Annotated in this window: 25 protein-coding genes and 1 pseudogene; 14 read left to right on the top strand and 12 right to left on the bottom strand. The window is 58.9% G+C overall.

Features of this window, described 5'->3' with window-relative positions; genetic code table 11:
- Positions 1–311 precede the first annotated feature (311 nt).
- On the top strand, positions 312–1,724 hold the full coding sequence (locus JJQ76_RS16735; RefSeq protein ID WP_210398107.1) for a hypothetical protein: 1,413 nt from the start codon (positions 312–314) through the stop codon (positions 1,722–1,724).
- Between the two features lie 60 nt (positions 1,725–1,784).
- Here the strand turns inward: JJQ76_RS16735 and JJQ76_RS16730 are convergent.
- From JJQ76_RS16730 to dksA, 10 genes and pseudogenes are all read right to left on the bottom strand, one after another.
- Positions 1,785–2,189 (bottom strand): annotated as a pseudogene (locus tag JJQ76_RS16730) (acetyl-CoA C-acetyltransferase); the annotation flags it as partial.
- 220 nt (positions 2,190–2,409) lie between these two features.
- The gene (gene panC, locus JJQ76_RS16725; RefSeq protein WP_210398106.1) at positions 2,410–3,267 is read right to left on the bottom strand and encodes a pantoate--beta-alanine ligase; all 858 of its coding nucleotides are present in this window, start codon (positions 3,265–3,267) and stop codon (positions 2,410–2,412) included.
- A complete protein-coding gene (gene panB, locus JJQ76_RS16720; protein ID WP_210398105.1) occupies positions 3,268–4,062 on the bottom strand; it encodes a 3-methyl-2-oxobutanoate hydroxymethyltransferase in 795 nt (264 codons plus the stop codon).
- A gap of 52 nt (positions 4,063–4,114) precedes the next feature.
- A complete protein-coding gene (gene folK / locus JJQ76_RS16715) occupies positions 4,115–4,600 on the bottom strand; it encodes a 2-amino-4-hydroxy-6-hydroxymethyldihydropteridine diphosphokinase (RefSeq protein ID WP_210398104.1) in 486 nt (161 codons plus the stop codon).
- Positions 4,600–5,892, bottom strand: coding sequence for a polynucleotide adenylyltransferase PcnB (pcnB, locus tag JJQ76_RS16710; RefSeq protein ID WP_246481066.1), 1,293 nt, complete (start codon positions 5,890–5,892; stop codon positions 4,600–4,602). The genes folK and pcnB overlap by 1 nt, the downstream gene beginning before the upstream one ends.
- A gap of 617 nt (positions 5,893–6,509) precedes the next feature.
- On the bottom strand, positions 6,510–7,895 hold the full coding sequence (locus tag JJQ76_RS16705) for a sigma-54-dependent transcriptional regulator (RefSeq protein ID WP_210398102.1): 1,386 nt from the start codon (positions 7,893–7,895) through the stop codon (positions 6,510–6,512).
- Positions 7,892–10,816, bottom strand: coding sequence for an ATP-binding protein (locus JJQ76_RS16700; protein WP_246481064.1), 2,925 nt, complete (start codon positions 10,814–10,816; stop codon positions 7,892–7,894). Before JJQ76_RS16700 ends, JJQ76_RS16705 begins: the two co-directional genes overlap by 4 nt.
- The gene (locus JJQ76_RS16695; RefSeq protein ID WP_210398100.1) at positions 10,806–10,982 is read right to left on the bottom strand and encodes a hypothetical protein; all 177 of its coding nucleotides are present in this window, start codon (positions 10,980–10,982) and stop codon (positions 10,806–10,808) included. Before JJQ76_RS16695 ends, JJQ76_RS16700 begins: the two co-directional genes overlap by 11 nt.
- A complete protein-coding gene (gluQRS, locus tag JJQ76_RS16690) occupies positions 10,983–11,891 on the bottom strand; it encodes a tRNA glutamyl-Q(34) synthetase GluQRS (RefSeq protein WP_210398099.1) in 909 nt (302 codons plus the stop codon). It lies immediately after the preceding gene.
- 45 nt (positions 11,892–11,936) lie between these two features.
- Positions 11,937–12,368, bottom strand: a complete 432-nt coding sequence (dksA, locus tag JJQ76_RS16685; protein ID WP_210398098.1) for an RNA polymerase-binding protein DksA — start codon at positions 12,366–12,368, stop codon at positions 11,937–11,939.
- 249 nt (positions 12,369–12,617) lie between these two features.
- On the opposite strand from dksA, the gene sfsA reads away from it, so the two are divergent.
- Positions 12,618–13,322 (top strand): DNA/RNA nuclease SfsA, encoded by a 705-nt coding sequence (gene sfsA / locus JJQ76_RS16680; RefSeq protein WP_210398111.1) that lies wholly within the window; start codon positions 12,618–12,620, stop codon positions 13,320–13,322.
- Here the strand turns inward: sfsA and JJQ76_RS16675 are convergent.
- On the bottom strand, positions 13,319–13,654 hold the full coding sequence (locus JJQ76_RS16675; protein WP_210398097.1) for a Rieske (2Fe-2S) protein: 336 nt from the start codon (positions 13,652–13,654) through the stop codon (positions 13,319–13,321). The genes sfsA and JJQ76_RS16675 overlap by 4 nt on opposite strands.
- Before the next feature lie 122 nt (positions 13,655–13,776).
- Here JJQ76_RS16675 and moaB point away from each other — a divergent pair, with 122 nt between their 5' ends.
- From moaB to JJQ76_RS16640, 7 genes are all read left to right on the top strand, one after another.
- Entirely contained in the window at positions 13,777–14,319 is a 543-nt protein-coding gene (moaB, locus tag JJQ76_RS16670; protein WP_210398096.1) for a molybdenum cofactor biosynthesis protein B, read from the top strand.
- Positions 14,316–15,548: a molybdopterin molybdotransferase MoeA gene (locus JJQ76_RS16665; protein WP_210398095.1), complete on the top strand. Its 1,233-nt coding sequence runs from the start codon at positions 14,316–14,318 to the stop codon at positions 15,546–15,548. The genes moaB and JJQ76_RS16665 overlap by 4 nt, the downstream gene beginning before the upstream one ends.
- Before the next feature lie 22 nt (positions 15,549–15,570).
- Positions 15,571–16,170, top strand: a complete 600-nt coding sequence (locus JJQ76_RS16660; RefSeq protein WP_210398094.1) for a YceI family protein — start codon at positions 15,571–15,573, stop codon at positions 16,168–16,170.
- A gap of 147 nt (positions 16,171–16,317) precedes the next feature.
- Entirely contained in the window at positions 16,318–16,674 is a 357-nt protein-coding gene (locus JJQ76_RS16655) for a sel1 repeat family protein (protein ID WP_210398093.1), read from the top strand.
- Entirely contained in the window at positions 16,674–17,021 is a 348-nt protein-coding gene (locus tag JJQ76_RS16650) for a hypothetical protein (protein ID WP_210398092.1), read from the top strand. The genes JJQ76_RS16655 and JJQ76_RS16650 overlap by 1 nt, the downstream gene beginning before the upstream one ends.
- Before the next feature lie 132 nt (positions 17,022–17,153).
- A complete protein-coding gene (ubiU, locus tag JJQ76_RS16645) occupies positions 17,154–18,152 on the top strand; it encodes a ubiquinone anaerobic biosynthesis protein UbiU (protein WP_210398110.1) in 999 nt (332 codons plus the stop codon).
- A gap of 16 nt (positions 18,153–18,168) precedes the next feature.
- On the top strand, positions 18,169–19,056 hold the full coding sequence (locus JJQ76_RS16640) for a U32 family peptidase (protein ID WP_246481062.1): 888 nt from the start codon (positions 18,169–18,171) through the stop codon (positions 19,054–19,056).
- A 58-nt stretch (positions 19,057–19,114) separates the two neighbouring features.
- Here the strand turns inward: JJQ76_RS16640 and ubiT are convergent, their stop codons facing one another.
- Positions 19,115–19,636, bottom strand: a complete 522-nt coding sequence (ubiT, locus tag JJQ76_RS16635; protein WP_210398090.1) for a ubiquinone anaerobic biosynthesis accessory factor UbiT — start codon at positions 19,634–19,636, stop codon at positions 19,115–19,117.
- A gap of 169 nt (positions 19,637–19,805) precedes the next feature.
- Between ubiT and JJQ76_RS16630 the strand changes: the two genes are divergently transcribed.
- The 5 genes from JJQ76_RS16630 to JJQ76_RS16610 are packed head-to-tail and all read left to right on the top strand — an operon-like array spanning position 19,806 to position 25,711.
- Entirely contained in the window at positions 19,806–20,432 is a 627-nt protein-coding gene (locus JJQ76_RS16630) for a c(7)-type cytochrome triheme domain-containing protein (protein WP_210398089.1), read from the top strand.
- Positions 20,432–20,827 (top strand): c(7)-type cytochrome triheme domain-containing protein, encoded by a 396-nt coding sequence (locus JJQ76_RS16625; RefSeq protein ID WP_210398088.1) that lies wholly within the window; start codon positions 20,432–20,434, stop codon positions 20,825–20,827. The genes JJQ76_RS16630 and JJQ76_RS16625 overlap by 1 nt, the downstream gene beginning before the upstream one ends.
- A 20-nt stretch (positions 20,828–20,847) precedes the next feature.
- Entirely contained in the window at positions 20,848–21,921 is a 1,074-nt protein-coding gene (locus tag JJQ76_RS16620; protein WP_210398087.1) for an NHL repeat-containing protein, read from the top strand.
- An 8-nt stretch (positions 21,922–21,929) separates the two neighbouring features.
- A complete protein-coding gene (locus JJQ76_RS18295; RefSeq protein ID WP_210398086.1) occupies positions 21,930–24,704 on the top strand; it encodes a cytochrome c3 family protein in 2,775 nt (924 codons plus the stop codon).
- On the top strand, positions 24,704–25,711 hold the full coding sequence (locus JJQ76_RS16610; protein ID WP_210398085.1) for a hypothetical protein: 1,008 nt from the start codon (positions 24,704–24,706) through the stop codon (positions 25,709–25,711). The genes JJQ76_RS18295 and JJQ76_RS16610 overlap by 1 nt, the downstream gene beginning before the upstream one ends.
- Positions 25,712–25,714 lie beyond the last annotated feature (3 nt).

The following is a 25,714-nucleotide window of genomic DNA, read 5'->3' as shown; positions in this document are numbered from 1 at the left end:
CGCGACCCCCGCCGAGTTTGCAGCCAAAGCACGGCAGCAGCCGAAGGGCGGTACAGAGCGGAAATCACGAGATAAATGAACAGGACTTTACTAGAGGAAAACTGGTACTAAATCTGGGGGCAGGTCAAGGGGCGCGCTCGAGAGGGCTGCCTGTTTTTATACCTATAAATTCTTGATCTGATTCATGAGGTCACCGCCATGGGATCGTTGATTGACGTTGCTGTGACGGGTGGTTTGGCCTAGATTCACTAGATGGTCGTTGTGCTGGCAGTGCGGCGGAGTGTATTGATTAAGGATGATACTGGGCTCTCATGAGAAAATTACTGATTGTACCGCTACTGTTGCCGCTGGCCGGTTTTGCTGCGGTCAAAGGCTTCTACTGGTATCAAGTTAAAACTGCAGTGGATGATGTGGTGCAACAGCTTGCTCCCTTCGGTTCCTTAGGTTACGACTCGTTGATTGCGGAATTCTCCGGGCGCGCTGGTATCAAGGGAGTGTCATTTCATCCCGCCGGCCAAGAAGCCGCTCTGACCGCTGAGTCGGTAATTATTCACACCGATAACTGGACCTGGTTTTTATTCAGAGAGCCTGAGTTGGCGTCGCAAGTGCTGCCTAATCGGCTGTCATTGGAGATCGCGGGGCTGCAGATTGATCTGGCCAGTCTTGCGGATTACTCCGCAATGGTTGCTTACGATAATGAACGGCTTGGTTGTGAAAAGGCAGGTGAGGGTGGCGTGCCTTTTTGGCGGCAACTTGGGTATCAGCAGCTGCAAAGTGACCTCTCTGCCGGTTATCGCTTTAACCCGGACAACGGTTATCTGACTCTGTCGGTTGCTGTCGACACCCCCAGTCTGTTTTCCATCTCGTTTGACGGCAGTGTGGCCACCGGCGGCCGCCAGTTGTTAGCCAGTAACGCGTCCGCGGTGGGTAGGTTTAGCGAGCTTAGCGTGAAGATAGCGGACGATTCCTATAACCAGCGACGCAATCGGTATTGCGCCGACTTGAATGGTGAGTCGATCGCCAGCTTCGTTAATCGGCATGTCGATTTGCTCGATGCCCAGTATCGCTCCCAAGGGGTTCAGTTTGGTGCTGAGGTTGTTGATGCCTATCGTCGTTTTCTCATGGCCAAAGGGGCCATGGAGCTTCGTGTGGTCGCCAAAGAACCGGTCTCTTTTGCCCGTCTAGGCACAGCCGAGATCACCGATTTTGACTATCGTCTGGCGGTCAATGGTAGTCCGGTCAGTCCGGTGGAGCTGTCGTTGGTGATGCCAGCGACCGACGTGGTACCCGACGGGACGACGGTGATGGCCGATCAATCCGTCGTCTCAGCCGATAACACAGTGGCAGAGCCTGAGGCTAAGTCGGCGACAGGTTTATCACCACTCGACGAGAGTTCTGAGCAATCGCTGCAGGGCACCGATGCGACCGCAGAGACCGGCTCCAATGTGCGGTCTGAATCCAGTGCAGATGTCGGAGGGCGTTACCAGCTCACGTCGGTCAAGCGAACGAGCAAGCCGTCGTACCAGAAGGTAGAAGTGGCTGCGCTTGGCGATCATATCGGTCAGCAGATGCGGGTGGATACACTCAACGGCCATCGGATAGAGGGTACGCTGGAAGCGGTGATTCGCAATCAGCTTCGCGTAAAGCAGGAGTTCGATGGAGGAGAGGCTTTGCTACCGGTTCGCTTTGATCTGATTCGCAGCGTAAAGGTTTTGGTGCAGTAATTGCGGTGGCAGACAAAAGGGAGTCACAGGCTCCCTTTTCGTCGGTTGTGTTTGGTCGGGTTATCGTTCAACCGCTAGGGTAACGCCCATACTGCTCCCGATACAGAGCGTTGAGAGTCCCTTCTTGGCGTCGCGCTTGCTCATTTCATGTAGCAGGGAAGCTAATACGGGGCGGCCGGACGCCCCGATAGGGTGATGCAAGACGATGGGGCGCCACCCTTGACGTTAACCTTGCTGGTATCGCCCCCAGGCCCTTATTGACAGCCATGGCCTGGGCGGCAAAGGCCTCGCTCGCTTCCACCAGATCCCGATCGTCCGCACTCCAGTCTGCATTTTTTAGCGTAGTTTGGGCCGCACAGGTCGGCCCCGTACCATATGCGCAGGATCAGTGCCGGCGTTACCGTAGGCTTTGACAGAGGCGAGCGGCTTGTGACCAGCTTTGGCCTTTTCTGCACTGCAGATCACTTGCGGGTACCGAAGGGACGGTCTCATTGAAAGCACCAATAGCCGTGCGGCCCGCCGCAGCGATGACTACATCAGGCCTATTACTTCTTATTCATCCTCATCAAAAAACTGCCAAACCTTCGGTCGGAACCGGCGGTGCGTCTCGCGACGAACAAGTCGTTTGGGTGGCATGTTCGTCGCGTGAATGAGCAACTTATCAGGACCATGCTGTAAAGCAGCGTCAGGCAGGGTTAAGGGTGAGCTCAAGGTTGTCTATCAGGCGTGCTTTGCCCAGTTTTGCCGCTGCCAGGATAACCAACTGATTGTCGATGCTTGTTGCGCGCTGCAGCGTATGAGCATGGCAGATGTGCAGGTAATCGCGTTGGAAACCCTGTTGCTCCAACGCCTGATTCCCTGACTCTTCGAGCTCCGGATAGTTGCGTTCGCCCGCTCTGATGCGATCGGCGAGTTGATTCAGCGTGGCGTAAAGTGTTGCCGCTTGTTGGCGCTCATGGTCGCTAAGATAGCCGTTGCGAGAACTCAGTGCTAAACCCGATTCGGCCCGTTCTGTTGCAACCCCGATAATATCGACGGGCAAGCACAGGTCATCTGTCAGTTGGCGGATCACGGCAAGCTGCTGGTAATCCTTGCGGCCGAAAACGGCAACATCCGGTTGCACAATGCCAAACAGCTTGGTTACCACCGTGGCAACGCCCTCGAAATGTCCAGGTCGGCTTGCGCCGCAGTGCTGGTCGGAGAGCGCCGGGACACTGACGCGGGTCAGGGAGTTGCCCCCTTGGGGGTACATTTCGGCAACCGTGGGTGCGAACAGGCAGTGGCAGCCGGCATCGGCAAGCTTGGTGCTGTCTTCGGCGAGGGTGCGGGGATAGCTGTCCAGATCTTCATTGGCGCCGAACTGCAGCGGATTAACGAAAATGCTGGCGACGATGAAATCGGCGTGACGCTTGGCTTCGTGTACCAAGGCAATGTGACCTGAATGCAGGTTGCCCATGGTGGGCACGAAACCAATACGGGCTCCCTCGCGGCGCTTGCCGCTGATCAGGGTGCGCAGTTCGGCGATAGTGTGAAGTATCTGCATCTAGGCAAACCCGTGCTCTGCGCTGGGGAAGAGTCCTCCTTTAACCGCATTGACGTAGGCGCTGACAGCACCCTCAATGGAGTCGGCTTCGCTCATGAAGTCTTTGACGAAGCGCGGGCGTCGTCCGGGGGTGATTCCGAGCATGTCGTGCAAGACCAGCACTTGGCCATCGGTGTCCGCACCTGCGCCGATGCCGATCACCGGAACGCCAGCAATCTCGGTCAGCTGCTTGGCCAGCGATGAGGGGACACACTCCAGCAGCAGTACGCTGGCTCCGGCTTGCTCCAGAGCTCGGGCGTCCTGCAGCAGCTGTACGGCGGAATCCTCCTCGCGCCCTTGTACTTTATAGCCCCCCAGTTTGTTAACTGACTGCGGCGTCAGGCCCAGGTGGGCACAAACCGGAATGCCGCGTTCACTGAGTGCTTCAACGGTGTCGGCTAACCAGGCGCCGCCCTCCAGTTTGACCATGTGAGCGCCGGCCTGCATCAGCGCAGCAGCGCTGTCGAGGGCTTGCTCGGTGGTGGCATAACTCATGAACGGCAAGTCGGCCATGATCAGGCTGCTGCTGTTTCCGCGTTTGACGCACGCGGTGTGGTATGCCATCTCCTCCACGGTTACCGGCAGGGTGCTGTCGTTGCCTTGCAGAACCATGCCGAGAGAGTCGCCAACAAGAATGACTTCGACGCCGGCCTGGTTGAGCACCTGGGCGAAGGTGGCGTCATAGGCGGTGAGGCAGGTGAACTTTTCGCCGTCCTGCTTGAGCTGCGCAAGGGTGTGCAGAGTTACGTTCTTCATAAGCGGTGTTCTTTACCAGATGATTCGTAACGGCTTTGCCGCGAGCCGCCCATTATACCCCTATGGGCTCAAGGGTGCCCATAGGGCATCTGGCGCAGAGTGCATCTATGGAACGACCGTCAGGCAGCACCAGTTGCGGGGCGATTTCACGCAGGGGATAAAGAACGAAGCTGCGTTGATCCAGATGGCTGTGAGGCACGGTGAGGCGAGGGGTGGAGATGACCCGGTTGCCGTAAAGCAGGATATCCAGATCCAGCGTTCGCGGGCCCCAGCGTTCGCCGCGAACTCGCTGATGTTCGGCTTCGAGGGCTTGCAAAGCATCCAGAAGCGCTTCGGCCTCGAGTCCGGTGTGCAGCAACGCAACGGCGTTGATGTAGTCCGGTTGTCCGGGAGGGCCGACCGGGTCGCTGCGATAAAGCCTGGATGTAGCGGTGAGCGTGGTGTCTGGCAGGCTCTTGAGCTCATCCAGGGCGGTGCGCACTTGGTGTGCCGGGTCGTCGAGGTTGCTGCCCAGCCCGATGAAGGCGAGGCGGGACATTAGCCGACCGCCGGCTTGCGTCGACGCCGCCGGCGCGGCCGTTTGGGGCTGCGACCCAGTTGCTGCACCATCTCTTCGCGTTGGTCAATGGCGGCGCTCTGGTACTCGGTCCACCAAGGGCCGAGTCCTTCAAGGTCCTCGCCTGAGGCTTCGCGCATCAATACGAAGTCGTAGCCGGCACGGAAGCGCGGATGCTGCAGCAGTTGCTCGGCACGTTTGCCGAAACGATGGGGAAGACGCTGCTGCAACTCCCAGATTTCACGCATCGGGCCGCTGAAACGCTTGGGAAGCGAGGTCGCTCGTCCCTGCTGTTGGGTGATCTCCTGGGAGGCTTGGTGCAGCGCTGGAATCGGCGGTACGCCATCATGGCGCAGGCGCTCGATCCGCTGCTGCACCGGATGCCACAGCATGGCTGCATACAGAAAAGCCGGAGTGACGCTCTTTCCGCGGCGGATACGGGCGTCGGTGCTGCGCAGCGCTTCCACAATCAGGCGTTCAGCAGTGGGATCATCGCTGTCATTGAGGAAGGCGTCGGTGATCGGGAACAGATGCCGGAAGAGATCAAATTCGCGCAGTAGCTGGAAGGTGATGACACCCTTACCGGACAGGAACAGCTTGAGCACCTCTTCGAACAGTCGTGCCGCTGGGATATCGGCAAGCAGCGATGACAAGCGGCGGATCGGTTCTTCGGTTTTCGGTTCGATGGTGAACTCGAGCTTGGCGGCAAAGCGGATGGCACGCAGCATGCGCACCGGGTCTTCGCGGTAGCGTGCTTCCGGATCGCCAATCATTCGCAGGACCCGGTTGTTGAGGTCCTCAACTCCGTTGGCGTAATCGTGGATGGCGAAATCTTCGATGCTGTAATACAGCGCATTGACGGTGAAGTCGCGGCGCAAGGCATCCTCTTCCACAGTGCCGTAGACGTTGTCACGCAGCAGCATGCCGCTCTCAGCCTGGCGCGAGTGGTTGTCACTGACGTTATCCTGGCTGTCGTGCGCTGCCCGGAATGTGGCAACCTCGATAATCTCCCGGCCAAAACGGACATGGACCAAGCGGAAACGTCGCCCGATCAAGCGCGAGTTGCGAAACAGCTGATGAACCTCGTCAGGATGTCCTGCCGTGGCCACGTCGAAGTCTTTAGGGTGCTTTCCCAATAGCAGATCACGCACGCAGCCGCCGACCAGGTAACTTTCGTGGCCGCCATCCTTGAGCCGGTAGAGTACCTTGAGTGCGTTATCGCTCAGGTCCTTGCGCGAAATGCTGTGTTGGTCGCGGGGGATAACACGAGGCATGGGGTGTTCTCCTGAGGGCGCCGCCGGAGCAGAGGTGGGCGACGACGAGCGGCGGCGCCAGCGGAGCAGCAGAAGTATGATGCAAAAGGGTAGCAGGGCGAATGCAGCGCCAATGAGCCAGCCAGAATCCATGATTTTTGTTACTTGTTAGAGAGCTGTTTTAAGGCTGCGAATCATACCATTGCTGGGCCAAAGAGAAAATGCGGCAGTGCGGAATGATTGGGGGAGGTGAGTGGTTTTAGAGCAGGGAAGGAGCCAGCTATCCGCAAAGAAGAATCTATACCCTGGTGTTGGGCTTGTTATTTTTATTTGCCCTGCGACCTTTGGCGTTTGGTCGTTTCTTTGCGAATAGCTAGCGTGTACCCCGGTTTTTATTTTTATTCAGGGGCGTCCCGTTCGGTCTGCCGCCCTTGTTATTTTTATTGAGTGGCAGGCGTTACGGAATTCTTGTTTTTCTTATAGCAACTAATGCAGAGCTTGTGCCACTTCTGTCAAGAGCTTTTAAAACAAATGGTTATGATTTAATGGTGCTGTTTGTCATTCGCTTCTGGCGCAAGTGTGTTACGCGGGCACCCAGGCGGGGTAACACATACTGTGTAGAAACGTAACGCAAGGTGTTACGTGTCGCGTCCGGGGCGGGGGATGCCAAGCTTTTGCCGGCGCTCCCATAGAGTTTTGCGGCTGATGCCGAGACGTTTTGCCAGCTCGGTTTCGGTCATGTGATCTTGATGCTCCTGAACGAAGCGCTGAAAGTAGTCTTCCAGTGACAATGCCGGCGAGGAGGGGGCTTGCCGGCCATAGTCTCCGGGCGGCTGATCTGCGGTGATCGGTGCCGCGTGATGCTCGGGATCCAGGCCCAGAATATCTGCACCGATCTCTTCCGCTTCGCACAATATTACCGCCCGTTCGATGGCATTCTCCAGCTCCCTGACGTTGCCGGGCCAGCGGTGGTGCAACATCGCGTTGCGTGCGGTTGCCGCCAGGCGGCGGGGCGGGGTGGCCATGCGCTCGCACGCCTTGCGCAGGAACAGTTCCGCCAGTTCAATGATGTCGCTGCCCCGCTCGCGCAGGGGTGGCATGCGAATCTCCATGATGTAGAGGCGGTAGAACAGGTCTTCGCGAAAGCGTCCGGCCCGCGTGAGGGCCTTGAGGTCGCGGTGCGTCGCTGCGATGAGACGGATATCCACTTGCATGGGTTGGACCGAACCCACGCGGCGGATCTCTCCTTCCTGCAGTACGCGCAGCAGCCGGGCCTGAGCGTCGAGGGGGAGTTCACCGATCTCGTCCAGAAACAATGTTCCGCCATTGGCGGCTTCGATCAACCCGCGGTGGGTGTTGACCGCGCCAGTGAAGGCGCCCTTCTCGTGACCGAACAGCTCCGACTCGATCAGGGTGTCCGGAATCGCAGCGCAGTTGACCGAAATCATCGGTGCCTCGGCGCGCCGGCTGTGCTGGTGAATGGCGCGTGCCGCCAACTCTTTGCCGGTGCCTGACTCGCCTTGAATCAGTACCGTGGCATCGGTACGCGCAACTTTGCTGATGCGTGAAAAAAGCTCCTGCATCGGTGCACTGTTGCCCGCCATCATGCTGAAATCCCCTTCCTCGCGGGAGGGCGCAGGGTTGGGTTTCGGCTGGCTGTCGGCGTCCGCGCAGCCGGATTTGGTTAGCTGAGCAGCGACCGTATTCAACATCTCTTCATGGTCGAAAGGCTTGGCGATGTAGTCTGCCGCACCTTGCTTCATGGCATCTACTGCAGAGCGCATGCTGGCGTAGCTGGTCATAATCAGTACCGGTGCCGGGGCGGCCAGGGCGATCACATCGGTGCCGGGGCGGCCGGGTAGGCGGAGGTCGCTGATCACTAACTGGAATGTCTGTTGACTGAGGGCCGCTTCGGCTTCATCGACGGAGCCAACCTCGGTAACCCGATAGTCGTTGCGTTCCAGCAAGCGCTTGAGAGCGTTGCGAATAACCGGTTCGTCTTCAACGATCAGGATCTGGTTCATGCGCTTCCGTGTGGCTTGGTGGTGCTCAATAGCGGTAGGGTCATGATGACCCGGGTGCCTCTATTCTGGGTGTTATCGACAGGGCTTTCAATCTGCACGCTGCCATAGTGTTCCTCGATAATGCTGTAGACCAGCGACAGGCCGAGCCCCGTACCTTCGCCGGGCTCCTTGGTGGTGAAGAAGGGATCGAACAGGCGGTCTTGCAGCTCGGCTGGAATACCGCAACCCTGGTCTTCCACGCACAGCTGAACCGATTCGTCATCGTTGCGGCAGTAGACGCTGACCGGTTGGCCCGGTTGCGATGCGTCGGCGGCGTTGTTGAGCAGGTTGACCAGCACTTGCAGGAAACGCTGTGGATCGCCCTGCAGGCAAAGGCTGTCGTCGCAGTGGCTTCGGTAGTCGATATCGCGGCGGCGGCTATCCAGTCGGACCAGGTCAATTGCTTGCCGGACGCAGGCGCCGATGCTGAACTGCTGCTGTTCGCTGCGATTCTGATGACCAGCATGGGCAAAGTTCATCAGCGATTTGATGATGCGATCGATACGCTGGGTTTGCTCAAGAATCTGGTCGGCGGCTTCCAGAGTGTCGGGCTGCTCGGTGTCGTACTTCAGGTTTTGCGCCAGGCAGGCGATGCCGGTCACCGGATTGCCCACTTCGTGTGCGACTCCGGCGGCCAGTCGGCCGATGGATGCGAGTCGCTCGCTGTGGGCCAGCTCGTCGGTCAGGCGCTGGGTCTCCGTCTGGTCCTCCAGCAGCAGAACCTGGCCGCTGCTGCTGGCCGGCCTGTCGCTGAGCTGGGCCTTGTGCAGGCTGAGCCAGTGGGGTGTGCCACTTATAACCACTTTGTGGTTGACCAGGTGGGGGCAGTCCTCGGCGATGAACTGAGCCAGTAGTTCGTTCCAGGGCGGCGGGAGCTGCTCCACACGCCCTCCCAGTGCTTGCTCCGGGGCGATGGCGGTGCAGCGGCTCATCTCGCTGTTCCAGAGCACGATGTCACCGTTGTCGTCGAGAGAGCATACGCCGACCGGTAAACGCTCCAGCGTCAGTCGATGGTAGCGGCGCAGTTCGTCCAGTTCGGCGGCCAGGCCGGTTAGTTGGCTGCGATAGCGCTCCAGATGGCCTTCGAGTAGATGGATGTCGCGGCGTTGGTACAGGTTGTCCTGGCTATCTTCGGCAGATAGTAGCGACAACGCTTCCACCGGCCCTACCAGCGCCGATAGATTGACCTCCAGCCGCTGTTGTAGCCGGGCGAGGGCCGCCGGATGGGTTTCGTCCAGCGTGAGCTCCAGCTCGGTAACGGCGTGTTCGACTTCGCGCTGGGCGGCGTCGCGACCCAGTCGCGGGCCGAGACGTTCGATCAGCAAGTGTGGTGTCACCCCTTCGAGCTGGTTGGCTTGGGGGCGATAGATGGTGCTGAGGGCGCAGGAGTTGGCGGTATAGCGTTCCTGGGCAGTGGGTTTGAACAGGTAGGAAACCAGCGCAAAAACGCCCACATTGGCAGCCAGGGAGTAGATGGCTGCCCGGTGCCATTGGCCGTCACTCAGGTTGAGCAAGGTGGCGGTTTCGCTGGCTTGGGGGAACAGCGGCAGCAGCATGGTGAGCAGCCAGATTCCCATGCCGGTAATCAGTCCCAGCAGGAACCCCTGGCGGGTGCCGCCTGGCCAGAACAGGGTGGCGAGAAAGCCGGGTAGAAACTGCATAAAGGCAACAAAGGCCACCAGGCCGAGTTGGTGGAGTTCGGTAATCTGATCGGTGACGGTATAGAACAGGTAGCTCAACACGGCAATCGCCACGATGATAGCGCGCCGGGCCCATATCAGGCGCTGGTAAAGGGGCAATCCCAGGTGGCCTGGCAATATCGGTAGCATCAAGTGGTTAATCACCATGCCGGCCAGGGCAATGATCGACACCACAATGATGCCGCTGGCTGCCGCGAGACCGCCGATAAAGGCGACCACTGCCAGCAGCGGCGAGTTGGCCTGCAGGCCGAGTGCCAGGCCGAAGTACTCCGGCGCGCCGGGCAGGTCGAGCTTCATGCCGGCCCAGAGAATGGGGGGAATGCAGATCGCCAGCAGCAGCAAGAACAGCGGAAAGCCCCAGCCGGCACGGGACAGGCCGCGAGGGCTGACGTTTTCCGTGAACAGCATGTGAAACATGTGGGGCATGACGATCGCCGAGGTGAAAAACGCCAGCAGCAGGGTGCGCCAGTAGTCGTTGGCCACCTGTTGGTAGTGGCCGCTGATCCGTTCGGCGTTATCGTGCAGCCACTGCTCCAGGCCGTTGTTGCCGCCAAAAACCTCGAACAGCGCGTAATAAGCCAGCGCGGCCAGCGCGGCCAGCTTGACCAGCGACTCAATCGCCATGGCGACGACCAGGCCTTCATGCTTGTGCCGGATCGAGGGGTGGCGGGCGCCGAACAAGATGGCGAACAGGGCGATGGTGAGGCAGAAAAACAGCGCTACGTAGTCGCCGGGCGCTTCCTTGGTTAGCAGTTGAATGGTTTCGGTGACCGCTTGGATCTGGATCGAGAACAGTGGCAGCGAAGCCAGCAGCATCAGCAGGGTGACCAGTGAGCCGGCGGGTTGGCTGCGAAAGCGAAAGGCGAACAGGTCGGCAATGGAGCTGAGCTGGTATGAACGAGTGAGGCGCAGTAGCGGTAACAGTAACACCGGGCCGAGAATGAATGCGGCGGAGGCGCCGAAGTAGGAGGCCAGAAAGCTGTATCCGTAGGTGTGTGCCAGCCCGACGGCGCCATAGAAGGTCCAAACGCTGGCGTACACTCCCAGCGACAGCACGTAAGTGGCTGGGTGGCGGACCAGTTTTGCCGGAATCCAGCCGCGGTCGGTGGCGTAGGCCGCAACCAGCAGCAGCGACAGGTAGCCGAGTCCAATGGCTGCCAGCTGTTCGAGGCTAAAGCTCATCGCCACCTCGTTTCGATTCCAGTACCGCTGCCATCAGAATCAGCGCCAGCCAAGGCAGAAACGGACTGTACCAGGCTTCATCGGTGCTGCCCCAGTTGTCGATCAGAAGGGGTGACATCAGGTAGATGCCGATGATTAACGCCGAGACCAGTCGATAAATATACATTCAACCTTGCTCCTTCAGCGCCAGTTCGCTCACACTCATCCGAGCGGGGACCGCATCAATGTGCCAGTGGGTTATGGCCCAGCTTAACAGTTCCGCCGGCGTGGCGTTGCGCATCGCTGCTGGCGGCTGCTGACCCAGAACCTGCAGCGCGGCGTGAAGTGCGCGGGAAGGGTGTTTCGGGTCGAGCGCGGTAGCAAAGGTTTGCTTGCTGAGTTTTTGTCCCGTCTGGTTGACCATGACCGGAATATGCGCGTAGTGGGGGCGGGCCAGGTCGAGCTGCTGCTGCAGGTGCCGCTGATGCGGGGTGGAATCGAGCAGGTCGCTACCACGGACGATCTGGTTAATGCCTTGGGCATGATCGTCGACTACCACCGCCAGTTGGTAGGCGAAGAAGCCGTCACGGCGAAAAAGTATGAAGTCGCCGCTGCCCTGCTCGAACTGGAACTGCTGGGGTCCCTGAATTCGATCGACGAACCCGATGGGGCGGTCATCGACAACGGCGCGGATGGCGGCGGGTTCGCTGATTTCAGCCTGCCGCAGCCGGCAGTGTCCATCGTAGGGGCGTCCGCCGCGTGCGGCGATCTGTTGGCGGGAGCAATCGCAACGATAAGCCAGCCCCTTGCGCAGGAGTCGCTGAAGAGTGTCGCGATAGAGTGCGTGGCGTTGGCTTTGGTAAAGTACTTTGCCGTCCCAGAGCAGGCCGTATCGTTCCAGCGTCCGCAAAATCTGATCACTGGCGCCGGGCTGTTCGCGTGGGGGATCAAGGTCTTCGATGCGTACCAGCCACTGGCCCTGATGGGCGCGAGCGTCGAGGAAGCTGGCGACGGCCGCCATCAGCGAACCGAAGTGAAGCGCGCCAGTAGGTGACGGCGCGAAACGACCGATATAGTGGCCGGTGGGACAAGTCATCATCGATTGTGGGCGGCGCTCCCGGGTGACAGCGCCACCGACAGATCAGCCGCCGAGCTGCTTTTCCTTGATCTCTGCCAGGGTCTTGCAGTCGATGCAGAGGGTTGCAGTGGGGCGGGCTTCCAAGCGACGGATGCCGATCTCGATGCCGCAGGAGTCGCAGTAGCCGTAATCATCGTCGTCGATGCGATCGAGGGCCTCGTTGATCTTGCGCGTCAGCTTACGTTCGCGATCGCGTGTGCGCAGTTCGAGGCTGAACTCCTCCTCCTGACTGGCACGGTCGCTGGGATCAGCGAAGTTGGCCGCGTCTTCCTGCATGTGGTTGATGGTGCTATCCACCTCTTCCATCAGCTCGCGCTTCCAGGCATTGAGGATCTGGCGAAAGTGATCTTTCTGGCCTTCGCTCATGTACTCTTCGTTCTTGCCGGCCTGGTAGGGCTCGTAGTGCTTCAGGAGCGACTCTTTGGTTTCTGGCATGGTCCTGCCTCACTTCTCTAGTTGGCCGGGCGGTGGCCTGGCGTATCCATCTGTCTGCCCTGTAGGCGTCTAGAGCCCATAGTTACAGGGTATCCCTTGGGAAATCAGGCGCAAGAAATTAACAGATAAAAAGGGGGCATACCAGTATGCAGGTCAATAAAATTGCGAAATTAAACCGCAGCTGTGCGTTTGGTTCGCCCCCCTGTGTGGCGCTATGCTGGGCCGAAGCTGAACGGACGGAGGGCGATGATGAAGTTTGATCCACCGCTGCAAACCGCTCGGTTGATTCGGCGCTATAAGCGTTTTTTGGCTGATGTACAGCTGCCGAGCGGTCATGAAACAACGTTGCACTGTCCCAATACCGGCTCAATGCGTGGCTGCGCCGAGCCCGGCAGCCGGGTTTGGTATAGCGATTCGGCGAACCCCAAACGCAAATATCCCTGTAGCTGGGAGCTGGTGGAGGTGCAAGGGCGTTATCTGGCCTGCATCAACACCCAGCGCGCCAACGGATTGGTCGAAGAGGCGTTGCTGGCCGGTATCCTGCCGGAGCTGGCGGGCTATCCGCGGCTGCGTCGAGAGGTTGGTTACGGCCGGGAGAACAGCCGTATCGACCTGCTGCTCGAAGGTGATAGCGAGCGCTGCTTTGTGGAGGTAAAAAACGTCACCTTGCTGGAAGATGACGGTATTGGCTACTTTCCGGACGCTGTTACCGTGCGGGGTGCCAAGCATTTGCGGGAGCTGGTTGCCGCGGTTGCGTCCGGTGACCGCGCGGCGCTGGTGTTTTGTGTGGCCCATACCGGTATCTGCGAGGTGCGCCCGGCGGATCACCTTGATCCCGCGTATGGACAAGCGCTGCGCGCTGCGGTCAAAGCCGGGGTGGAGCTGTATGCCCTGGGGGCTCATATTGATCCCGTCGGGATCGCGTTGCAGCAGCGGTTGCCGGTGGTGATCTAATGGCTGTGGTTATCTCGATCGCGCCACAACTGGCCGCTGTCGTCGATCCTGATGCTGACCGACTGCAGCGAGCAGCCAATGCATGGGCCCTGAATGCAGAGGCCGTTCTCTATTCGGAACAGTGCACCATGGGTGGAACACTGGATAAACTGGCGCTCGTAGTCGAGGAACTGGTCTGGCTGCCACTCCAGCGCAATGCCCCGGTGGGGGCAGCGATTGAGGTACACATAGAGCTGTCCGTTCTTGCGCACGGCTATCAGCGACTGCTCGCCATCGCGCAGCTCTTTACTGCCACCCTCTTCGATGGCGTCGATATGGCACAGCGGGATCATCGTTTCGGCATCCGCAGATTGAATCAGTGGAGCTATTGTCAGTGCTATGGTCCGCTGACACAATCGGATTCTAGGCAGGCCGCATGACCTGTATTGCCGTGCTCAAAGTATAAGGAGAATTTATGGCCCACCATGCCAACGTGGAGTTTGTACCGCTCAATATCGCTGTGTTGACCGTATCCGATACGCGTACGCTGGAGAGTGACAGCTCCGGGCAGACGCTGGTGGATCGTTTGCAGGACGCGGGTCACCGGCTGGGCGACCGTGCGATTGTGATCGACGACGTTTATAAGCTGCGCGCGCAGGTCTCGGCATGGATTGCGGACGATTCTATTCAGGCGGTGTTGGTCACCGGTGGCACCGGATTTACTGCGCGGGACAGTACGCCCGAAGCGATAACGCCGCTGTTCGACAAGACCATTGAAGGCTATGGCGAGCTGTTTCGGCAGATCTCGTTCCAGCAGATTGGCTCCTCTACGGTGCAGTCGCGCTCGGTGGCGGGTGTGGCCAACCGGACGGTCATCTTTTGTATGCCGGGCTCCACCGGTGCCTGCCGTACGGCCTGGGACGAGATTATTCGCGAGCAGCTGGATGCACGGCACAAGCCCTGTAACTTCGTGGAGATGGTGTCGCTGAAACCCGGCCCCTGTGGAGCGTGCGGATGAGTTGCGGGCCCGATTGTTGCGGCCAGCCCGGGCTGCTGCCCTTCGATGTCGCGCTGCAGCGGTTGTTGGATAGTGCTGTGCCGGTTGGTGGCAGCGAGCCGGTGGCGGTGCCGATGGCGCTTAACCGGGTATTGGCCGCTGACCAGTATTCGGCTGTCGATGTGCCGCCCTGCGATAACAGCGCCATGGATGGTTATGCGTTGCGGCTTGCTGATCTTGCCCAGACGCGCCGCTTGCCGGTTGTGTTGCGGGTGGCCGCAGGTGATGCGCCGTCGGAACTGCCTGCAGGCGGAGTGGCGCGGATCTTTACCGGTGCACCTATCCCGCTCGGCGCCGATGCGGTGGTGATGCAGGAAGAGTGTGAGTTGCATCAGGGTGTGGTGCAGTTGCCGGAGTCGATCGAGCGTGGGCAGCATATCCGCCGGCGCGGGCAGGATATTGCCACAGGGTCGGTGGTGATCGCGACGGGGACGCGGATTCAGCCCCAGCATATGGGCGTACTTGCCAGCATGGGTATCGCCACGGTGGACTGCATTCGACCGCTGAAGGTGGCCGTTCTGTCCACCGGCGACGAACTGGCAGAACCCGGTGCCGAACTGGCGCCGGGACAGATCTACAACTCCAATCGCTACACCTTTGTTGGGTTGTTGCGTGAGCTGGGTATGCAGGTGCTGGACCTGGGTATCGTGGCCGACACCGCGCAGGCTACCGAGCAGGCGTTACTGCAAGCCGCCGGTGAAGCGGATGTGATCTTGACCAGTGGCGGCGTCTCCGTCGGTGAAGAGGACCACATCAAACCGGCGGTCGAGCGGCTGGGGCAATTGGATATGTGGAAGCTGGCACTCAAACCGGGCAAGCCGGTGGCGGTCGGCCGGGTCGGCGATACGCCCTTTATTGGTCTGCCCGGTAATCCAGTGTCCGTGTTGATGGGGTTTCAGGTGCTGGTGCGTCCTTTCCTGTTGCGGATGCAGGGGTGTCAGCAGGTAACGCCGGAGAGTTACTGGGTGACGGCCGGCTTTGCTCGCCCCCGACCACAACCACGCAGGGAGTACCTGCGCGCACGGTTGGTGACTGATGCGGGCATCATGCGGGCGGAACTGTTTGATAACCAAAGTTCGGGGGTGCTGACCTCTGCCTGCTGGGCGAGCGGCTACGCCATAGTGCCGCCCGATACGGCGATTGCCGAGGGCGAGCGGGTGGCGTTCGTGCCGTTCACTGAGCTGCGCTAACGGAATAAAAGGAAGCAACGACATGTCGATAAAATGTGGGTGTGGCGCAATTGCGCTGGGACTGGGGCTGGCTTCGCTGCCAGTGTCGGCGGAAGTTGCCGAGTACCGGTTGGATCCGGAGCACAGCAGTGTGCTGTTCTTTGTCAGTCATATGGGATTCGCTGATGTCGCCGGCCGTTTTGGCGGGCTGCAGGGGCGGTTGCTGTTCGATAGTGAAGCGCCGGCGCAGTCGTCCGTTGAGGTGACCGTGGATGCGGCTTCGGTGACCACCTTTCATGAGCGGCGTGATCAGCACCTGAAATCGCCCGACTTCTTCAATGTGGTCGAGTTTCCGCACCTGACCTTTGAAAGCACCAGCGTTGCGATGGCTGGGCCTGATCGTGGCACGCTGAACGGCAATCTCACTCTGCTCGGGGTGACGCGACCGGTGGCGCTGGAGTTAAAGCTCAATCGCCAGGGTTTGCACACCTTCAATAAGCGCGACTGGATCGCCGGATTCAAGGCCACAGGCACCCTTCGGCGCTCGGACTTTGGGATGAATTACGGGTTGGTGGATGACATTGGTATCGGTGATGAGGTCGAACTGCGCATCGAGGTTGAGGCTACACGAATAACGCCTTGATGCTGACAGTGTTGGGTGCCATGCGCAGCGAGGCCTCCGGGTGCCAAAACTGTGATTGCGGTATTTGTAGTTGAGCTCTTGAACCTGACTCAACTCACTTTAAACTGTAGGTCTATTGGTAGTCGCGCAGTCTAGGATGGAAAACGAATGGTGACCTATTTCAAAGCAGTATGTATCGGTTTCTGGTTGGCGTTGTCGGCCGCTGCAGCCTTGGCAGAGGAGACGTTGTCCGATACGGATATGGCGCTGGGCTATTACCTGCCGCTGGCTGAACAGGGCGAGCCCTACGCACAGCTCACCATTGGGGAAATATACATGGAAGGTGCCGGCGTTGACGCGGATCTGGTCAGTGCGTATGCGTGGTTTTATGTGTCGCTGTTTCAGGGCGTGCAGGAAGCACAGCCGATCATGGAGCATGTGTTCGAGCAGATGGATGCAGCCACACAAGAGCGTGCCAAAGCGTTGGCGGAAGAGTACGTCAAAGCGTATGCCGTGTCCCACTGATGGCTCCGCGTAGCATTCTCAGGCCCGGAGTGCGCCGCAATTTTCTGGTGCGGCGCCGACTGCAGTTGCTTGCGGATGAAGGCGATTTACTTCACCTCTTTGTTGATCTGGTAGGCTTTAATCGCTGCGAGTGCCGGTCCCGGTGTCTGGTTCTGGAGTATGACGCCAGCCGAGTCCACCTCAATCTGTTGCTGGAGCGGTTACAGGCCGCGGGTGTTCGAACCGCTGACAACGCGCTGAACCGGTTCCGGCTGGGCTGGTACCGTTACCTTGATAGCAATATCGCCGCCAACGCGGCCGATACATCCTCTACTGCCTGCAGTCAGTCTCCGTTGCGGCATCGCTGATTTACTTTCAAGAGACGCTGAGTTTCGCCCTCGACACCGGGTTTGGCGTATAATGGCCTCTTTTTTCGGGGTGTATAGGCGGACTGCCCAATGATGGCATCGCTGCATCCACAGCTACAGCAGGGTTTGAGCATGGAGTTAGTGTGTCCGGCGGGGAATTATCCGTCGTTGAAAGCCGCCGTCGATAGCGGCGCCGATGCGGTCTATATCGGGTTCAAGGACGACACCAATGCGCGGCATTTTGCCGGTCTGAATTTTAACGACAAGAAAGCCTTTAAAGCGCTGGATTACGCCCGTGATCGCGGGGTTAAAGTGTTCGTAGCGGTCAATACCTACCCCCAGCCTCAGGGCTGGGAGCGCTGGACAAAAGCGGTCGATCTGGCGGCGGATCTCGGCGTCGACGCCCTTATCGCCGCGGATATGGGGGTGTTGGGATACGCCGCCGAGCGCCATCCGGAGCTGGGTCTGCACCTGTCGGTTCAGGGCTCTGCCACTAACTACGAAAGCCTCAAGTTTTATCATTCCGAATTTGGTATTCGCCGCGCGGTCTTGCCGCGGGTGCTATCCATGTCGCAGGTTCGTCATGTGGCCAGTCAGAGCCCGGTAGAGCTGGAAGTCTTTGCGTTCGGCAGCCTGTGCATCATGGCGGAGGGGCGTTGCTATCTCTCCTCCTATGTAACCGATCAGTCCCCCAATACCTGTGGTGCGTGCTCGCCGGCTAACGCGGTGCGCTGGGAAGAACAGCCCAACGGCGGCTTGGAAACGCGGCTGAATAATGTGCTGATCGATCGTTACGAGCCGGGCGAAAACGCCGGCTACCCCACGCTCTGCAAAGGGCGGTTCAGGGTCGAAGGTAATACTTTCCACGCTCTGGAAGAACCGACCAGTCTCAATACGCTTGAACTGCTGCCGCAGCTGCAGGAGGTCGGCGTGTCGGCGGTTAAAATCGAAGGCCGTCAGCGCAGCCCCGCGTACGTCGAGCAGGTGGTGAGTGTCTGGCGTCAGGCGATCGATGCGATGCAGGCCAATCCCGCGGAGTATGCCGCAAAACATGAGTGGATGGCCGCACTGGATGCGGTTTCCGAAGGCTCCCAGACTACCTTGGGCGCCTATTCGCGCCCGTGGCAGTAAGGTAAGGAGTAGCAGTATGAAATTATCCATGGGGCCGGTGCTGTTCTTCTGGCAGCGCGAAGCGGTGTATCAGTTTTATCGCGAGCTGGCAGAGCAGCCGGTGGATGTGATCTATCTGGGCGAAGCGGTCTGTTCCAAGCGGCGCGAGCTCAAAACCCAGGACTGGATTGACTTGGGGCGCGAACTGGCGGCGGACGGCAAACAGGTGGTGCTTTCCAGTCTGGCGCTGATCGAGGCAGAGTCGGAATTGAAAACGCTGCGCAGATTGTGTGACAACGGCGATCTGTGGCTGGAAGCAAACGACATGGGCGCGGTGCAGATGCTGTCGGAGCGCAAGCTGCCGTTCGTTTCCGGTTCGGCCATCAATGTATACAATGCGCGTTCGTTGCAGGCGTTGTACCGGCGCGGCATGCGCCGCTGGGTGATGCCGGTGGAGCTGTCGGGTGAGACGCTGGCTGCAATTCTGACCGATGCTCAGGCGCTGGGCTTTGCCGATCAGATCGAAACCGAGGTATTCAGTTACGGTCATCTGCCGCTCGCTTACTCGGCCCGCTGTTTCAGTGCCCGCGCCCGCAATCTGCCGAAGGACAACTGCCAGTTCGTCTGCTTGGAGTACCCACAGGGGATGCCGCTGGCCAGCCAGGAAGACCAGTCGGTGTTTACTATTAACGGTATTCAGACCATGTCAGGCCAGGTCTACAACCTGCTGCCCGAGGTGGACGAGATGAAGCGAATCGGGGTCGATCTTGTGCGTCTCAGTCCGCGGCCGGAGGCGATGGCCGAGGTTATCGCCCAATACCGTGCCCGCATCGATGGTACTGATGATGGCATCGCGGCGATTCCCGCGGATGCGGTCAACGGCTACTGGTACAAAAGTGCGGGGCTGGTTAATACCCAGCGCTAGGCCTTGTACTGGTTATAAAAAAACCGGCCTTAGGCCGGTTTTTTTATCGCTGTCTTGATCAGAAAAAGCGTTGAGCCAGATCCGCACAGCGGGTCAGGATCATTTTGATGGCAGCTGGCAGGTTGTCGTGATCGACACCATCCATCAGGTTCTTTGCTTCCAGCCCCACTTCGGTATCCCCTTCGATCATCAGGCGGCGCTGGAAGAACAGGGTGTCAGGGTCTTCGCTGCGCGAGGCCAGCAACAGAAACTCTTTGAGATTGCCACGGATGGTGGCGTCGGCTTGCTCGTCACGCGCGACCAGCAGGCGGTCTTCATCATAGGTGATGAACCAGGCCAGGCCGATGTCGCTGATCTCGACCTTGAGCCAGCGATCTTGCAGGAAGTCGAAATCGCCATCGTCCAGTGGTTCCTGGAATGCACGGGACATGCTTTCCTCCAGCAGTCGGCGCTGCACGCTGAAGGGAATCCGTCGCGCCTGAGTAGCCATCAGCAGCGGCAGGCGTTGCACCAGCTGGCGCGGTGCAGGCAGGCTCGGGAGAGGAAGTGTCGGCAGTGGAAGAGCAGGTAATTTGAGCATAACGTCCGCGTTTCTGGTCAAAAATAGCGCAATTATGCCAACTGGGCGGGGTTAAATAAAGAGCACCGCTTCAGGGGTTGGGGTAAACTGGATCGATTGCGGGTGGTTGTCGCGTGTTATGCGACTGATTATCATTGAATTTCATCAATTTGATTGAGGTGTTGAAGTCTTGATCGTTGGCAGAATCAGCCGAGCCGGGCTCGTTTCTCTGGTAGGCATGGCACTATTGGCTCTGTCCCTGAGCAGTGGCGCCGAGGAAGGGAAAAAGAAGGAGCGCTGGAAACGCTTCGAAAATGATGGTTTGCATGATCCGGGTAATCCTGCCATTGGGGAGCTGCAATGGCCGGGCGATGCCTTTGAGGGTTTTCCGATGGACAACCCTGATACCGGGAATCAGGTGGACTGGGTCAGGGCGCTGGAAAGCGGGGTTATCGTTCCCCGTACCAATCTCTTTCCCGATACCCATATCGAAGTTCTCGATCTGGACATTATCATGGACCAGACCAGCACCATGCCCTATGTCCGTTTCCCTCACCGGGCTCACACCCAGTGGCTGGACTGTAGCAACTGCCATGATCACCTGTTCGTCAAGAAGTCCGGCGCCAATCCGGTGAATATGTTCGCCATTTTGTCAGGCGAATACTGTGGGCGCTGTCACGGTGCGGTTGCTTTCCCATTGACCGAGTGTCGTCGTTGTCACAGCGTTGAGCGCAACTCTTTTCGCGGCAATTTTGGTGCGCAGGAGGGGCCTGGCCGTGTCTATCCGCCGGTGATGGAGCAGGAGGTGGTCAATTGATGGGTATTCGCCAAATTGCTGCATCTCGTCTGTGGGGTCCGCTGATGGCGGTGGCCTTGCTATTGGTCGCGCTGCCTTCACGGGCGGAGTACGCGGATGTGGTGCTAAACAAGTATGCCGAGAAGAACGGTATGCGACCGGTGATCTTCCCGCACTGGTTTCACCGTATCCGCTTCCGTTGCAAGGTGTGCCATTTTGAGTTGGGCTTCGAGATGCGTGCCGGCAGTAACGACATCACCATGGGTAAGATCATCGACGGGCAGTACTGTGGCATGTGTCACAACAACGAGATTGCCTGGAGCGTAGAACATTGTGATCGCTGCCACTCTGGCCGTCCCGGGCTCAAAACCCGTATCTACGGAGGTCACGAAACCTCCGGCCCCTCACGCTGGTAAGCGGGCGTCAAGGAGAGGCAATGAACGCGTCAAAAGGATTACTCGTTACCCTGTTGGCCTGGCTGACTCTGGGGTGCACTCCCGCAGCTAAAATCATGACCTTCGAGATGCCCCAGGCCCCGCGGGAGAACCGTTTGGTCTGGCCGGACCCTCCAGCCCCGGCGCGCATTGTTTATATTGGCGACCTTATTGGGGAAAACAATTTCATCTCTGCAGCCGATGACGTCAAAAGCGGATTCCGCAGTTTCCTTGAAGTGCTCGCGGGCGTGGGCCTGGACGAGCCGGAGCCGAAAGTACTGCGCCGCCCGCAAAGTGGTGTCACCGGTCCCGACGGGCGGATCTACGTTACCGATGTCGGTTCCAGCGCAGTGTTCGTCTTCGACGAAGCGCAAGGAACTATGGATATTTGGTATAGTCTGACCGATAAGGTCAACTATGTGGCACCTACGGGTATCGCCCTGGCGCCGGAAGGGCGTCTGCTGGTGGCGGACTCTGAACTCGGAGAGGTGTTCGTACTGGACAGCCAAAGCGGCGAGCTGCAGTCCCGCTTTGGTGCCGGGGTGCTGAAACGGCCCACCGGTGTGGTGGTGGCGCCCGAGTACCAACTGGTTTTTGTGGCCGATACCCGGGCCCATGACGTCAAGGTGTTTGACTTTGACGGCAACCTGATCGACAGCATCGGCCAGCAGGGTGACGGGGTAGGTGAGTTCAACGCGCCGGTTTACATGAGCTATCGCGACGGCAAGCTGTTTATTGCCGATGTGCTCAATGCGCGTGTTCAGGTAGTGGGCATCGAGGGTCGGGTGTTTAACGTGATCGGTGAACGCGGACTCTACGTGGGCAACCTGACGCGGCCCAAAGGGGTAGCGCTGGACAGTGATGGGAACTTGTACGTGGTGGAGTCCTACTACGACCACTTGCTGGTGTTCAACCAGCAAGGTCGCTTGTTGCTACCGATTGGAGGCCCGGGATTCTCCTCGGGGCGCTTTTATCTGCCGTCCGGGGTGTGGACGGATGCCAGGGATCGTATTTACGTGGCCGACATGATGAACGGACGAATCTCCATTTTTCAGTACCTGGGTAACCCCGGATGAGGTATTAAGTGATCGACCGGCGGTTTGGCGTTGTAGCCGCAGCTTTACTTGCCTTGTGGGCGGCGACGGTTGAGGCGGGCCGGATCTCCGATATCCGCAATACCAAGCACAACCTGTCGGCGAGCGGCCCCGGTGATACCCGCGCGGTCAGCGAGTCTCAGGTGTGTGTGTTCTGCCACACGCCGCATGCGGCGAAAACCGCAGCGGAACTCGGTATCGTCGCGCCGTTGTGGAACCGCCAGGTCAGCAGTACTGCTACCTACACCATGTACGACTCCACCTCGATGGACGCCACGGATATGGCCGCCGAACCGGGTGGGACCTCAAAGCTGTGTCTCTCCTGTCATGACGGTACCCTGGCGCTCGGTGCGGTCGGCGTGCTGAATGGCCAGTCGAATCAAACCATCGATATGCAGTCGAGCGATCCCGATTTTGACGGCACCATGCCCGGCGGGCGCTTGAGCAACAACGACCCGGCGGTAACCTCCGGTTTTACTCGCCGCCTGGGCGTCGATCTTCGTAACGATCACCCGATCTCCTTTACCTACAACTCTGCTCTGGCCGCCGCCGATGGTGAGCTGCGTGATCCGGCAACGGACACCATGGTGAGCAGCGATCCGAACCTCAACGGCAGCCTGCATATTCGCACCCGGGTCTCGGGTGATACCCGACCGCTGATGCCGCTCGACGGCGGGCAGCTGCAGTGCACCACCTGCCATGATCCCCATATTCGCGATGCCGGCAACTACGGCGGTGAGTCGATCAACGCCAAATTCCTGCGGGTTAACCGGTTCCAGATGGACCCACTGACGGTGGTGCCCAACCCCGACCAGACCAGTGGGCCGTTCACCAATTTCGTTTTTAATCCGGCGGGCAGCGGCAATCCAGTCGCACCGGACGGCGGCGATATCATCTGTCTGGCCTGCCACGATAAGGCGGGTTGGGCACAGTCGGCCCATGCACGTGAAGATGTGGCCAACTACGAGTATGCCAACAGCGGCGATCAGGGGGCCAATCCCACCGAGTTGCGGGAGTTCTTCCCGGGGATCAAAGTCTGGCAGGCGGCGTGCCTCAATTGCCACGATACCCACTCGGTGCAGGGTAGCCGTCGACTGTTGCGTGAAGGGATTGGCGGCAGCGGCATTGATCGTCCCTCCGGCTCCCGCAATCAGGCTCTGATCGGCGGCAATGCCGACCAGAGTGATTCGGCCGTTGAGAGCACCTGCTACCAGTGTCACTCTAATGATCGTCAGACCCTGGTGGGGCAGACGTTGAGCAACTTTGGCGTGCCGAACATCAAGTCCGATTTCGAACTCAATTATCACATGCCGATCCTGACCAAAGACCAGGAGAACAGCAGTCAAGAGGTGCACCGCATCGCCGACGCCGACTTCTACGAGCCGCCGGCCTCCCTGGCGCAGATGTCGCAACAGCCATCCGGGGGGCGGCACGTCGAATGCACCGATTGTCATAACCCGCACCGGGTCAAGAAAACCCGCTACTTCTGGGAGGATCCTGATCTGGCTGGTGCCAACGATGACCAGGCCACCCACACCCATGACGACGGTGTGCTACACACTAACTTGGCCTCTGGAGTGTTGGCGGGAGCGTATGGCGTTGAGCCTGACTATGGGTCACCCGAATGGGAACCGGACCCGGCCAATTGGGCCAGCCAGGGCTATTACCGCGAGGCTGACGCCGGCAACCTGTTTTCGTTTACCGAGCTTCGGGGGGCCCCGCCCCTTGATTCGCGCAGCTCGCCGCCAGCCGAAAGTGATCCACTGATCAATCGGGATACCGCCACCTACGTGACCCGTGAGTATCAAGTGTGTATGAAGTGCCACTCCCACTTCGGTTACGGTAACGAGCCGCCGGAGTTGCGCCCGCTGGCCAATGGCGGTTCGCTCAACAACAACGGCTTTACCAGTTCGGTGCCGGAAACCAATCAGGCGATGGAGTTTATGGCGCCCGATGGAAGCACCAAGTACGGCGGCGCCAATCATCTGGCCGAAGGCACCGCGACCGGGCCCAACTGGGGGGTAGAGAGCACTACCAACAACCACCGTTCCTGGCACCCAGTGGTCGGGCCGACGGGGCGTACCGGTCCCATTCGCGGGCCGGGCAATACCGACATATCAAATAACTGGTACCCACCGTTTAACGCGGGGGTCGGTACTCAGACGATGTACTGTAGTGACTGCCATGGCACCAACACTGCCAACGGCGGTTCAGCTCCGGCTAGTGGTAAGCCCTGGGGGCCGCACGGGTCGGAGAACCCGTTTATTCTCAAGGGTCCCTGGGAGCCGGGAACGGCCGCGCCACCGAGCGACACGCTTTGCTTTAAGTGTCATAACATCGGCTACCGTACGGGCTCACAAGGTGACTCGGGTTTTCATGATAATGACGACTTTGGTTCGAAGAAAGGCGACCTGCACGCCTATCATGCGGATAAAATCACTCCCGGAAATAGCACCAACGTACTGCGCTGCAACTGGTGCCATGTGGCGGTTCCTCACGGTTGGAAAAACAAGGCGTTTTTGGTCAACCTTAACGATGTGGGACCGGAGTGCGAAGAAAACGGGGTGCGGCTTGCTGTCGGCACCAACCGCAATCCCGGGAACAATGGCAGCGCTGGGTTTACCTGTGCGCCCTATTACCAGAACGCTTATCTTAGAGTGGTAAACTGGAGGCGAAGCGGCGAATGGCGGCCACAAGATTGCGGCGTTAACAGCAATGATAATGATGTCGATTGGATGAAGAATACTTGCCAGGATCCCCCTTGATGTTGAGACAACGTCTCAAATCTTTGCTGTCTTGGACTGCTTCGTTAAAACTCACTCTCTTTCTGCTGCTGCTGTTACTGGTAGCGGTTATCAATGCCTACAACTCGGCTGAACAACTCTTTCGCGCGAGTACTTATGGGGTGTTCTTGACGATCCCACTGGCGGCGTTAGCTCTTAATCTAACAGCAGCAATTATTGCTAATCCCAGCTTTCGCGCGCAGCCCGCGCTTTTGCTTTTTCATTTGTCTTTGTTGGCGCTCGTTGGTCTTGCAGGAGTCGGACAGTTGACCAACCTCAAAGCTTGGACGGAAGTCACGACCGGTGAGTGGTTTGACGGTCAGCTAGAAGGTATCCAGGCCGGTCCGTTACATCGGGGGCGTGCAGATCAAGTGCGCTTTCGAAATGTCGATTTCGACATTAACTACGCGCCAGGCCCTATTCGTCGGCATACCTTCAACAGGATCGAGTGGCTCGCGGAAGACGGCTCGCTGAAAACGGCAATCATCGGTGATCAGGTACCGCTGGTTACTCATGGGTACCGTTTTTACACCTCGTTTAATAAAGGGTTTGCGCCGCAGTTTATTTGGCGCGATCGCGCGGGTAGGGTTTCGATCGGATCAGTGCACCTGCCTGCGTGGCCGCTGCATGAGTTTAATCAGGCGGTTGAATGGCAGCTTCCGGGCAGTGAACAAAGGTTATGGATACAGTTAGAGTTTGATGAAGAAATCCTCAGTAAAACGGAGCCCTCGACCTACAGAACGCCAGAAGAGTACTACTTGGTGGTGCGCTTGGGTGACCAGCGTCATGAGATGAACGCGGGTGATGAACTTGAGATTGGAGGTGGTACTTTGGTTTTTCAAGGGCTGAATACCTGGATGGGTTACACCGTTTACTACGACCAAACCCGCTACTGGATGCTCGCTGCCTGTTTGCTCGCGGTGTTGAGCATCGGTTGGCACTTCTGGAGCAAGTTTAATCGGACGTCATGGCAGCGCGGGGAGCATTGAGTT

This window comes from Motiliproteus sediminis (assembly GCF_017912535.1).
Classification (GTDB): domain Bacteria; phylum Pseudomonadota; class Gammaproteobacteria; order Pseudomonadales; family Balneatricaceae; genus Motiliproteus; species Motiliproteus sediminis.
The sequence above is the reverse complement of the archived record's forward strand: the minus strand, read 5'-3'. Positions and strand labels throughout refer to the sequence as shown.